At 32.6% G+C, this 11,036-nt stretch carries 12 protein-coding genes and 1 pseudogene; 9 read left to right on the forward strand and 4 right to left on the reverse strand.

Annotation, left to right across the window (positions count from 1 at the left end; translation table 11 throughout):
- Window positions 1–208 precede the first annotated feature (208 nt).
- Window positions 209–538: pseudogene (locus EP747_RS21150) on the reverse strand (hypothetical protein); the annotation flags it as partial.
- Between the two features lie 468 nt (window positions 539–1,006).
- Here EP747_RS21150 and EP747_RS21155 point away from each other — a divergent pair.
- The 4 genes from EP747_RS21155 to EP747_RS21170 all read left to right on the forward strand — a co-directional run bounded on the left by EP747_RS21155 (window position 1,007) and on the right by EP747_RS21170 (window position 3,478).
- Window positions 1,007–1,492, forward strand: a complete 486-nt coding sequence (locus tag EP747_RS21155; protein ID WP_129692043.1) for an SMI1/KNR4 family protein — start codon at window positions 1,007–1,009, stop codon at window positions 1,490–1,492.
- Between the two features lie 287 nt (window positions 1,493–1,779).
- Window positions 1,780–2,253 carry a DUF2975 domain-containing protein gene (locus EP747_RS21160; RefSeq protein ID WP_129692044.1) on the forward strand — a complete coding sequence of 158 codons (474 nt, stop codon included), beginning with the start codon at window positions 1,780–1,782 and terminating at the stop codon, window positions 2,251–2,253.
- Between the two features lie 469 nt (window positions 2,254–2,722).
- Window positions 2,723–2,986, forward strand: coding sequence for a hypothetical protein (locus tag EP747_RS21165; RefSeq protein WP_129692045.1), 264 nt, complete (start codon window positions 2,723–2,725; stop codon window positions 2,984–2,986).
- 189 nt (window positions 2,987–3,175) lie between these two features.
- Window positions 3,176–3,478 carry a hypothetical protein gene (locus EP747_RS21170; protein ID WP_129692046.1) on the forward strand — a complete coding sequence of 101 codons (303 nt, stop codon included), beginning with the start codon at window positions 3,176–3,178 and terminating at the stop codon, window positions 3,476–3,478.
- A 159-nt stretch (window positions 3,479–3,637) separates the two neighbouring features.
- Here the strand turns inward: EP747_RS21170 and EP747_RS21175 are convergent, their stop codons facing one another.
- Entirely contained in the window at window positions 3,638–4,309 is a 672-nt protein-coding gene (locus EP747_RS21175; protein WP_129692047.1) for an NAD(P)H-dependent oxidoreductase, read from the reverse strand.
- 364 nt (window positions 4,310–4,673) lie between these two features.
- Here EP747_RS21175 and EP747_RS21180 point away from each other — a divergent pair, with 364 nt between their 5' ends.
- Together EP747_RS21180 and EP747_RS21185 are read left to right on the forward strand one after the other, a co-directional pair.
- Entirely contained in the window at window positions 4,674–5,132 is a 459-nt protein-coding gene (locus EP747_RS21180; RefSeq protein WP_235832962.1) for a DUF3574 domain-containing protein, read from the forward strand.
- A 314-nt stretch (window positions 5,133–5,446) separates the two neighbouring features.
- Window positions 5,447–6,355, forward strand: coding sequence for a phosphatidylinositol-specific phospholipase C/glycerophosphodiester phosphodiesterase family protein (locus EP747_RS21185; RefSeq protein WP_129692048.1), 909 nt, complete (start codon window positions 5,447–5,449; stop codon window positions 6,353–6,355).
- A gap of 292 nt (window positions 6,356–6,647) precedes the next feature.
- Here EP747_RS21185 and EP747_RS21190 read toward each other — a convergent pair whose 3' ends face one another.
- Window positions 6,648–7,316 (reverse strand): DUF421 domain-containing protein, encoded by a 669-nt coding sequence (locus EP747_RS21190; protein WP_129692049.1) that lies wholly within the window; start codon window positions 7,314–7,316, stop codon window positions 6,648–6,650.
- A gap of 253 nt (window positions 7,317–7,569) precedes the next feature.
- Here EP747_RS21190 and EP747_RS21195 point away from each other — a divergent pair, with 253 nt between their 5' ends.
- Window positions 7,570–9,222 carry an FAD-dependent oxidoreductase gene (locus EP747_RS21195; RefSeq protein WP_165347197.1) on the forward strand — a complete coding sequence of 551 codons (1,653 nt, stop codon included), beginning with the start codon at window positions 7,570–7,572 and terminating at the stop codon, window positions 9,220–9,222.
- A gap of 458 nt (window positions 9,223–9,680) precedes the next feature.
- Here EP747_RS21195 and EP747_RS24995 read toward each other — a convergent pair whose 3' ends face one another.
- A complete protein-coding gene (locus tag EP747_RS24995; RefSeq protein ID WP_235832963.1) occupies window positions 9,681–9,926 on the reverse strand; it encodes a WGxxGxxG family protein in 246 nt (81 codons plus the stop codon).
- Between the two features lie 202 nt (window positions 9,927–10,128).
- Here EP747_RS24995 and EP747_RS21205 point away from each other — a divergent pair, with 202 nt between their 5' ends.
- Together EP747_RS21205 and EP747_RS21210 are read left to right on the forward strand one after the other, a co-directional pair.
- Complete coding sequence (locus EP747_RS21205) at window positions 10,129–10,641, forward strand: DUF3231 family protein (RefSeq protein ID WP_129692054.1); 513 nt, start codon at window positions 10,129–10,131, stop codon at window positions 10,639–10,641.
- Between the two features lie 53 nt (window positions 10,642–10,694).
- Window positions 10,695–10,895, forward strand: a complete 201-nt coding sequence (locus EP747_RS21210; RefSeq protein ID WP_114344122.1) for a cold-shock protein — start codon at window positions 10,695–10,697, stop codon at window positions 10,893–10,895.
- Window positions 10,896–11,036 lie beyond the last annotated feature (141 nt).

Raw genomic sequence — 11,036 nt, forward strand, 5'->3', positions numbered from 1 at the left:
GTATTTAATATAAATAAAATATTATCAAATGGAGTTTTTGTTGGAAAAAAGGGGAAATTCCCCCAAGTAACCCGTTTTACTGGTTAAATTTTCTTTTTATTTAACTAAATGACAGTTTAATTGAACAAGAGACATTGATTTTTCTAAAATCAATGTCTCTTGTTATTGTATGGTAGGGGAGACCAAACGTTTATTACTAGTTAATTTATTACTTCCATGGAGTTTCAGTTTTATGCTCGATGATGTGTACTACTTTTGGTTCAATATTTTTTTTCATTTGTTCCATTTGATCATTATTATTTCCAACCTGAATTTGTGCCTGTGTATTTGCAATGACATCAATTACTTGTTGTTTAGAAACGTTTTTAGAAGCTGCAATTTCAACTACAGTTTTTCCTTTCGCTAATTCTTGTTTTAATTCTTGTCCGTTTATTTTTAATAAAGAAAATAATTTTTCATCATTTAAAAAATAATCTGCAGTATAATCAGGTTGCCCATTTGTTGAAAAAAAGCTTTCAACTTTAATATTCGATGGTGTAGGTTGACCTTTTAATACTGATTGAATTTCTTTAGAGGTTGGTACTTTTACCGTTGTGTTTACTTTTTTATTTTGTTTAATAGATTGTACAGTTTTTACTGACTCGTTCTTTTCCTTTTGAGCAGCGTATGTAGTGCCTGCTCCTACTAATAATGTTGTTGAAATTCCAAGTACAATGAATAATTTTGTTTTATGCTTTACCATTTTAAAACCCCTTTTCATAGTTTTATTGAGTGTTACAGTTACAAGGATAACCAGATTATGTAAAGATGAAATGAAGATGAGATAAAGTTGAAATGAAACTTTTCTTATTTAACGCATGCTTTAGTTGAACAACATGATCGGCTTAATAGTCGATTTTTTTTATTGCACTAAATGACAGGATAGTTGAACAAGAAATACACTTATTCTGATAAAATAAGACTTAAAAATTGACTAAATTTCATTATTATAAAGAGAGGCTAAATAATGGATATTCAAGTTTTGATTGAAAAAGTAAAAAACTTTCCAAATTGTGTGATCCACTCACATTCGGGCTACCCAGTTGTAGAAAGAGGTCACAAACTACCAAATGATTTATATGAGTTTTTTAGATTATGTGGTGGAATGGATTTATTTATTGACTGTGATTATGGTTTAACTATTGTTTCACCTGAAGAATTTGTATTAGCAAATCCAGTTATTATTGGCGAAAAAGCTGAATATGATATTTCTTCAAGTTGGTACATTATTGGATGTGATAGTAATAACGATTATTTAACAATCGATCTTAGCAAGCCACGTTTAGGTAAATGTTACGATAGCAATTGGGAATTTCATGGGGTAGCTGGTAGTTGTCCTATAATTGCAAATTCATTTACGGAGTTATTAGAACGTTTAGTGATAGATAAGGGGAAACATTGGTACTGGCTTCGAGATGAATTTGCATCTTTGGGCGATGCTTATGATGACTAAAATGAATTTTTCTTATTGAACTAACGCTTGCATTAGTTGAGCAAAACTTAGGAGCTGATTGATCGATTAGTTCCTATTTCTGTATTTAGCAGTTTTGTTGAACAAATTGTAAATTCTATGTTTTAAAGTAAAAGCATTTCCTTGTAATGAGAAATGCTTTTTATTTTGGTTTAAAATTAAAAGATATTCAATAACAATAATAATATAATAAAAAAAGATATAAATTTATTGTAAAACAATAAATTATACGTTAAAGTCGTATTATCATTACAAGTGAGGTGTTTTAAATGAATGTTAAACGAGGTTCTGCCACTTTCTTAAAGGTCATTATTTTTCTGGTTGGAATTGCAGTGTTTACTTTGTGTATTTATTGGATGCCTGTATTAACCATTAAAGACATAAAAGCACATCCAGGTGGGGATTACTCGCTATATCCCCTTTTAGTATGTGCTTATGGAATCTGTATTACATTTTCTTTTACGTTGTATCAAGTATATAAACTATTAACCTATATCGAAAGGAACAACGCTTTCTCCGAGTTATCACTTAAATCTTTAAAGGTTATAAAAAAATGTGCTTTTACAGCCATTTTCTTCATTGTTTTAATGATAATAAGCTTAAAGGTGATTTCTAAAATAACAGGAGATGATGCAGCAGGTCCTATATCGATAAGTCTGATATGTATTTTAGCAACAAGTATCATAACAGCCATTGTGGACGTACTTCAAAAGCCATTAAAAAATTTCCTAGATAAAAAATAGGTATAACTTTATTATTAATTTCTCTACTAATGAGCAAAAAAATGATAATGGAACTCATTCATAAAAAATAAGTAAAAATATAAAAAAGCAGTTGGATTACGAAATCCACTGCTTTTTTTATTACCAATTTACTGTTGAAATTAATGTTAATACATTAACGAATTAGGTTGCGAATTTTGATTTTGTACTTCAAAACCGAACCCGTTAGCTTTAGGTTGAGAGATTAAATCTTTAATCCCCAGGCGTTTCTCGATAATGGGTTCTTAGGTATATATTATCACTGTATTCTATTTCCTTGGAAAATTAATAGTTATTCAATTAACGCATACTTTAGTTGAACAGCATAATCGGCTGTTTAGTCGATTTTTTTATTAAAGTAAATGGCAGATTAGTTGAATAAGAAAAAGGAAGAACTGCAAAATTAGAGAATTAAAAACATATAAACATTATTAGAGAGGGAGCAGTTTAGTTGAAAAATAATCAAATTATTATAGGTGTTGCGATAATCTTAGGATGTACTATATTAGGGCTATTTTTAATGTTTACTTTTTCAGATAATGCAAAGGAGAAACCAGTTAAAACAAATGAATATAAGTACGAAATGATTCGAGCAAACGACGATAATGTAATAATCTTTAATAAAGAAACTGGTGAATACTGGAGAAAATTTTTACCTAATAATGAAGGACCTACTGATTGGAGTAAAGAAAAATCACCAATTACAAGTAAATAAAATTATATTTAACTTATGTAATTAACGCATGCTTTAGTTAAACAACAAGATCGGCTGTTTAGTCGATTTTTTTATTCAACAAAATGGCAGTTTAGTTTAATAAGGTTTGGTAATTTTTAGAAACCAAATGCAAGAGAAATATATGGTAATATTATTATAAAATTAAGAAAATTTTTCGGAGAGAATAATTTGATAACTATCATGAGCCAATTAAAGAACAGAATATTTAAAGACAGAATTAAACAAATAGTAATTATCCAAACTATTTTGATGATTCCAATGATGATGTATGTGGTTTATTCTTTTACATCGGATAACACTAATCATATATACGAAGGACTGTTTCATATTTCATTAGCAGCTATTTTTTTTTCAAATGTGATTGAGGAGAAAATTTTAAAAAAGAAAGAATCTAATGCTCTTAATCTTTGGTTGATGTGTGCAATTATGTTTTTTATCATTGGAATAATCGATTTATTTTTTGATATTTAGGTTGTTCTAATGCAACACGTATGCCTTAGTTGCATAACGAATAAAAGAATTTGAATTAACTATGAAACTTATTATAAGGTAGATCAAGTATATAAAAATCGTGAATAAGATCATTGGAAAGCATCTTATTATTGATATTCCATTTAAATCTAAGCAGTTTTATCGCCACTCAACAATTTCATCGAGATTTTGTCTTGTTTTTGGACGTTTGGGATCCTCTTTCCGATATCCAAAAGCGACCATACAGGCTACACCGAAATCGTTGTCGACAATGATACCCTCACTTTGCAAAATAGTAGTCACCTGCTTTTTATCAAAACCTTCAATCGGACAGGAATCAATTCCAATTTGAGCCGCAGCTGTCATCATATTTCCTAATGCTATATAAGTTTGTTTATTTGCCCATTCAAAAATGAGACGGTCATTATCTTCAAGTTCTGTTTCGACAAAGAATTTGTAGAAATTGGAAAGACTTTGCACAATTTCCTCAGGCATAAGATGAATGTCTTTCATCATTTTGATCACGTGAACGGAATCATGTCTTAAGCCTTGAGTTTTTCTAGCCAATATAACTACAAAATGGCTGGCAGTAGGCAGTTGACCTTGGGCACCGCCAGATACAGGTTTTAATTTTTCGCGAAGCGTAGCATTCTGAATCACAACAAACTTCCAGGGCTCCAAGCCAAATGAACTGGGTGACAACCTTCCTGTCTCCAAAATAAAGTGAAAATCTTCATCCGAAATCTTTTTATTGCTATCAAATGCCTTGCAAGCATGTCTGAAATGGTAGGCTTTTAAAATGTCCTGTTTTTTACTCTCAGTTCCTATCATGTGGAAACATCCTTCCTTTTTCCAAATTATGGATATAAACCAATGTATACTCTTTGTTTTAAGAATTATGCTTCACTTTTCCTATGCAACAAATCTACTAGTTAGCGCAAAAAAAAGACTATCGAGACAGTCTTCTGAACTTCAACTATCATGGAAGAACAAATATACTTCCATTCACTGTTGTGAATCTTAGGGTTCATGGATGGCTAACGTATGCGTTAGTTGAAGATCACCAAAGGAAACGGTTCTCTTTAGATAAAAAAGGTAAATTTTACCATGACAGATTGATTGTCACATGTATAATGATAGTTAGAAAACTCATCATAGTTTTGCCAACCAAACTATTGAATAAAAAGGAGTGGCAATGTTGGAAAAGAAAAAAATCTTCTATTGGATCATCCCAATCCTATTAATTGTCTTTTTAGGCAATGCTGCGCACGCTACAGAACAACAAGAAACCTCTAAAGTGAAACAATCTTCTGCATTAAGGGGGCAATTCTACCTTGAAGACATAGTGAAAATATACGTACCATCTACATATAATGTTGATCAACCGATTGATAATACTCCATATGTTAACAAGTCGTTAGAAGAATTCTCAAGAATGTTTGGAGGAGCAACAGCCATTGAGGGGACAGGATCGTGGCTATCTGATGATAATCAATTGGTCAAGGAGAAAGTAACGATTGTATATAGCTATGCAGAAGATTTAGATAAGGAAAAAATTAATCAAATAGTTGCCTATACCAAGTCTCTAAAGGAAGTTATGAAACAAACATCAGTGTCTCTTGAAGTGAATGGGAAGATGTATTTTATTGAATAGCTACTGTAAAGAAGCCTAGGGATTTTATATCTCAAGGCTTTTAAGTCTTCAAGAATAAAAGTTTATTGGTAAAATAAGAGTTCCAATAGGATAAACTGTCCGTTATTTATAGCAAAACGTAGTTTTTGCGTGAAAAATCCTGCTGTTATTCAATTATCTGGCCATTCGTTAGTTTTGTAAAAAAAATTACTATTTACATAAGCAACGTAAAGAAATTAAAGTGTTTGTTAAGAATACCGTGATTATATTGAACTTTCAGACTTTCCTTCTAAAATTATAGAGGTAATCTACTATTTTGGGAGGTCTAAGGAACTATGAAAAAATGCTTGGCTGTTTTAACCGTTATTGCTTCTGTACTAATGATTCCATTTACAAATGCTTTTGCTGCAAGTGCCGGTAATTTATTATTTTCGAATCAACAGACTGTGGTTCCTCTTGCAAAAGCTCATGCACATAATGATTATGAGCATGCCCATCCATTAACAGATGCTCTGGAGCACGGATTTACTAGTGTAGAATCTGATGTTTGGCTTGTTGACGGAGAACTCCTTGTTGCACATGATAAAGAGGATATACGAACAGATCGAACTTTGAAATCCTTATATCTTGACCCATTAATGGAAAGAGTTAAAGAAAATAATGGAGCTGTTTATCCAGGATATAATAAAGAGTTTACCCTTTGGATCGATGTGAAATCTGAGGATGCAGCAACCTATCAAGTTATCCATAATCAGCTTAAAAAATTTCAAAATATGCTTACGAAGTTTTTACCTTCAGGGGTGAATCCAGGGCCAATAACTGTTTATATTTCAGGGAATCGTCCAAAAGAATTAATGGAGAACCAGCCTGTTCGCTATGCAGCCTATGATGGACGAATGAGTGACCTCGAATCGGGTGCTTCCAATGAATTCATTCCAATTATAAGCGATAATTGGACAAAACATTTTACTTGGATGGGTGTAGGTGAGATGTCAGAAAATGAAAGGCATAAACTGAATTATATCGTTTCAACCGCTCATGCGAATGGCCAGAAAGTCCGTTTTTGGGCGACCCCAGATATGGCAACTCCAGCCAGAGAGGCAGTATGGAAGGAACTTTTGAAAGCTGGTGTTGATTTCATCAATACTGATGATTTAGTTGGCTTACAGCTTTTCTTAATGAAAAATGACCCTATGCCATCTGAACCTAATATTACTTGGGAAAACAGAAACAATAATAAATAAAAGCTGAGATCCAGTGTAATCATTCCAGACAATTAAAAAAATATCCCTTTGCAAAACTAACAACTGTGTTATTAAAATTTGAATCATCAGTACAAAATGAAAGGCGATGAATGTGTGTCATCGCCTTTTTTGTGTTTAAACCGTCGATTACTGTTTAATTCCTTATTGAACTATACTGCCAAATAAAAAAATAGAGCCGATTAACAGCTCCCAAGTTTTATGTAGCTAACGCATGTGTTAGTTGCATAAGATTAGGGAGAATTTTTTCGAAATCTGTGTTCATTTTTTATTTTTAATAAGTATGTAAGTGTAATTTCTTCGAATCCCACTCTGCATAACAAACTTGTATTAACGATAGGTTAGCCTCAGAAAGCAAATTATGTACCCAATTTTCATCTTTATTTAAATCTAGAAGAGCTCGTATTCGAATCTGGCCATCACTTATTATGATTAAAGGAAGGAACTCTTCTTCTAATTTAATTTTTAAATCTTGCTTTGTAGGATTTAAAAAATTTGATTTTTTAAGTACGCTGACGGTACCATCAATTTCTAATATCGCATAGGCTACTTCATTTACCGAAAAAGTTTTCTTAGCCCTAAGTAATTGGAGAAGTTGATCAATATCTAAGCGATTTCTTTTTAGCTCCTCCCATTGTATACGACCTTTTTTTATGAGGATAGAAGCATCTCCTTCAAAAACTTTTCTAGCAAATATCGATTTTTGTGTAATCACTAATGTTACAAAGCTTAAAGCACCCCAAGTAAAGATAGCAAAAAGTATTTTAGGCACAGTTGATTCTCTATTAAAAATTCCACCAATTAAAATATTCCCTAGGGCAAGTGAACAAACCAAATAAAATGGGGTAATCATAGTAATTTGCGCTTTACCTAGTACTTTAATGACAATATAAAGAGCAATATACCCAAATATTAATTCAAGAAAAATTTCTTTGTAAATCATTTAATATGACTCCTCAATTTATATTACTTATTAAATTTTCTTACAATCGTATCTATTTTATTCAATTAATTAGTAATCTCAGTGTTTATTAGAATTTTATTTGCATTATTTTTACAACCATTTCAATTTTAATGTTTGTTGAAAATTAAAATACCTTGTTCATGTAAACAAAAGTTTTTTTGCATAAATGCAGATTATATAACGTATGTTTTATAGAATTATTTCAATAAAAAACATAGAAAGGAATATTCGTATGATACAAGAAACTAGAACCCCTGTCCTGATTGTAGGTGGGGGGTTAGTCGGCTTATCCATGGCGCTCTTTTTAAGTCATCATCTAGTCCCATACATCTTAATTGAACGTCATCGAGGCACATCTATCCATCCACGTGCTAGAGGATTACATATTCGATCAATGGAGTTAATGCGGCAAGTTGGGCTAGAAGAGGAAATTAAGCATGCAGGAATTCCGATGGCGAGAAATGTTGGTTTCCTTGAAGCCGAAAAGCTCGTACAAGCTGATTTTGCTCAAGGGATTCATGGGAAAAAAGCAAAGCAAATATACAAAATGTTAGGACAAGAAAATCTTAGTCATCTAAGTCCATCAACTACATGTAAATGCACCCAAGATGAAATTGAGCCAGTCATGTTAGCGGCTGCAAGGAATCGGGGCGGAGAGTTTCGATTCTACACAGAGCTTGTTACTTTTGAACAAGATTCATCTGGGGTATCTGCAACAGTAATGAATCGGGATACAGGCAAAAAAGATGTCATCTATGCCCAATTTCTAATCGCTACTGATGGTGCACATAGCCCAATCCGTCAAGCACTAAATATCTCTATGTCTGGACGGGGTTCCATGGGACATCAAATTAATATGTTGTTTGAAGCTGACTTGAGTAATCTCTTACAAGAATATCGTTTTAATATCTGCAACATTCAAAATGAATTTACTTCAGGAACATTATTAACTGTAGGCGATAAAAATCGTTTCACCTATCATGTTCCTTATTATCCTGAACAAGGAGAAACACCACAAGATTTTACACCTGAACGATGTATACAGATTATTCGTCAAGCCATTGGACAACCACAAGTCGGGATTAATTTATTAAATGTGTCGCCATGGGAAGCTGCAATTCGTATTGCCAATCAGTACCAGCTTGGTAGAATTTTTTTAGTAGGTGATTCAGCACATGTTATGCCTCCTACTGGTGGTTTCGGAGGCAATACCGGAATCCAAGACGCCCATAATTTAGCCTGGAAGCTAGCTGCTGTTTTACAAGGTCAGGCAGATTCAATCCTTCTCGAAAGCTATGAATCAGAGCGTCAACCAGTAGCCAAATTCACTGCTACTCAAGCAGCTATAATCGCAGACACAGGTGCAATTGCAGACATTCTTAAATCCGATATACCACAAACCCCAAAACTAAAGCCTGCCAGCAGTACCATGATTAGTTTAGCCTATCATTATAAGTCACTTGCTATTATTCAGGATGAAAAACAAGATTTATCCGTCGATTCATTAATACTGGATGGACGCCCAGGTACGCGTGCACCCCATCTCTGGTTGGACCCAGAAAGTAACCAAAAATCAATTTTGGATATATTTGGACGACAATTTGTACTATTAACGAGTGAGCAAGGTAATCCTTGGCGTATTGGAGCGCGACAGGTAAGTGAAACTTTGGGAACTTCCATTGATAGCTATATGATTGATTCTAAAAATGTCTCAAAAGATACGCTTGAAACATTTTTAAAATTATATGGAATTACAGAACTTGGAGCAGTACTTGTACGACCTGATGGTTTTATTGGGTGGAGTTCAGCGGGTATGCAAGAAAATACTGAACAAATTTTGGAGAATGTTATAAGGCAAATTCTATGTAACTTAGAAAGAATGTAATCATCTCAAGGCAGACTATTGATTTATATAGAGTAATGTTAGTCACAAAAGAATTAAAAATCTTCCATAAAAGCTTTAGAAAAAGAGAAACAAATTGTTACAGAAGATAGATAACAGAAATATAGATAAAAAATGAAAGCATCTATGAACAATAATAATAATGATTTCTTTATTCAACTAACGCATGCAATAGTTGAACAACAAGATCGGCTGTTTAGTCGGTTTTTTTTATTCAACAAAATGGCAGTATAGTTGAATAAGGAAGTCAATTTGGAAACAAATAAATATGAATTTTTGGTATGGGTATAAAAAATATAAAAAACCCTGTAAAATTACAAGGGTTTTAGAGGGTTCCTAGCAAAGATTTTCTTAATTTAGTTTGCTTAATAACAGGGAGAAGAAAAATGCTATGTAATTAATTTAACAAATTATCTTTTTATAGAAAAAGATAAAAATACTTATTTTCTGTCGTCGCGATCTTTTCTTCTTAATCCTAATAATCCAGCTAATCCTAATAATCCAAGCCAACCCCAATCAGTATCATCATCGTCGTTTGCATTAGTTGTGTTAGTAACTGGTGTTGGATTGTATCGATTATTAGTCATATTATCGTTAGAATATCTATTGTTATCAGCTAATGCATTATTAGTTAAAAATGATAGCGATATTAATAAAGATAATAAACCTAAACTCAATTTTTTCACTTAAATCACCACCTTTTAATTAAATTAAGAGCATTAATAATATGAGTAGTTAAAGTTGAAAAGATTCATGGTAATTAAAGCCAGAATTGATAAAAAAACCTAATAAGTATAAAACTTTCTTTTTGATAAATAATAGGTTTTGTGACTATTCCATGAAAAGGAGAATAGTATGAATGTAATAATGAAAGGAAGTAAGATTATTATGGGAATTTTAAGTGGAAATCCACAAGATGAGCCTTTACATTTTGGCGAAGTATTTGGATTATGGAGCGCTGTATCAGTCGCAAAAGCTGCACTAGATGGATATCAAGTCTATATAAACCATACTGGTGATCAAGAGTTGAAAGCATTTTTAAAACAAGTAATTGAATCATCAATCAAGCCTTCAATAAAGGAAATAGAAGATGTATTACTACATAACGATATCCCGGTTCCGCCTACACCAGCAGAACGACCTGAAGCAGATCTTGAACAAATTCCAGCTGGAGCAAGATTACAAGATGCGCAAATAGCTTATATGGTAGCAGCTGATATAGCAGCAGGTGTTGTAGCAAGTAGTCAGGGAATGAGTCAATCAATTCGTGAGGATGTTGGTTTATTGTATGGACAAATGGGTGCAAAAAAAGCAAAAGATGGGGCACTATTACTCCAAATGATGAAAGATAAAGGTTGGTTAGTTCCACCACCACTTCATCATGAAACAAAACAACAATAAATCATAAAATTCAGTAAAAACTAAATTTGTTAGTTATACAAGGAGTAATATAAATGGAACATGGAAAAGTAAAATGGTTTAATGCAGAGAAAGGTTTTGGATTCATAGAACGTGATAATGGTGGAGAAGTGTTCGTTCATTTCTCTGCAATTAAGAGTGAAGGATTTAAATCCTTAGATGAAGGTCAAGCAGTAACTTTTGAAGTAGAAAATGGTCAACGTGGTCCACAAGCTACAAACGTCCAAAAAGCATAAAAAGACAGTTAGAAAAGGGTAGAAAAAACAGGGTCAATCTCTGCTTTCTACTCTTTTTTCTTATTTTCTTATTGAACTAACGCATGCGATTCTTCAATGCCTAAGGATCGTTTTTCTTATGCAGCTACCATGAAAAAACCT

This window comes from Gottfriedia acidiceleris (assembly GCF_004138285.1).
Lineage (GTDB): Bacteria > Bacillota > Bacilli > Bacillales > Bacillaceae_G > Gottfriedia > Gottfriedia acidiceleris_A.

Excerpts from the sequence above, each read along its gene's own strand:
- EP747_RS21155 (WP_129692043.1), top strand. The coding sequence starts at position 1,007 with ATGGATATTCAAGTTTTGATTGAAAAAGTAAAAAACTTTCCAAATTGT.
- EP747_RS21160 (WP_129692044.1), top strand. The coding sequence starts at position 1,780 with ATGAATGTTAAACGAGGTTCTGCCACTTTCTTAAAGGTCATTATTTTT.
- EP747_RS21175 (WP_129692047.1), bottom strand. The coding sequence starts at position 4,309 with ATGATAGGAACTGAGAGTAAAAAACAGGACATTTTAAAAGCCTACCAT.
- EP747_RS21180 (WP_235832962.1), top strand. The coding sequence starts at position 4,674 with ATGTTGGAAAAGAAAAAAATCTTCTATTGGATCATCCCAATCCTATTA.
- EP747_RS21185 (WP_129692048.1), top strand. The coding sequence starts at position 5,447 with ATGAAAAAATGCTTGGCTGTTTTAACCGTTATTGCTTCTGTACTAATG.
- EP747_RS21190 (WP_129692049.1), bottom strand. The coding sequence starts at position 7,316 with ATGATTTACAAAGAAATTTTTCTTGAATTAATATTTGGGTATATTGCT.
- EP747_RS21195 (WP_165347197.1), top strand. The coding sequence starts at position 7,570 with ATGATACAAGAAACTAGAACCCCTGTCCTGATTGTAGGTGGGGGGTTA.
- EP747_RS21205 (WP_129692054.1), top strand. The coding sequence starts at position 10,129 with ATGGGAATTTTAAGTGGAAATCCACAAGATGAGCCTTTACATTTTGGC.
- EP747_RS21210 (WP_114344122.1), top strand. The coding sequence starts at position 10,695 with ATGGAACATGGAAAAGTAAAATGGTTTAATGCAGAGAAAGGTTTTGGA.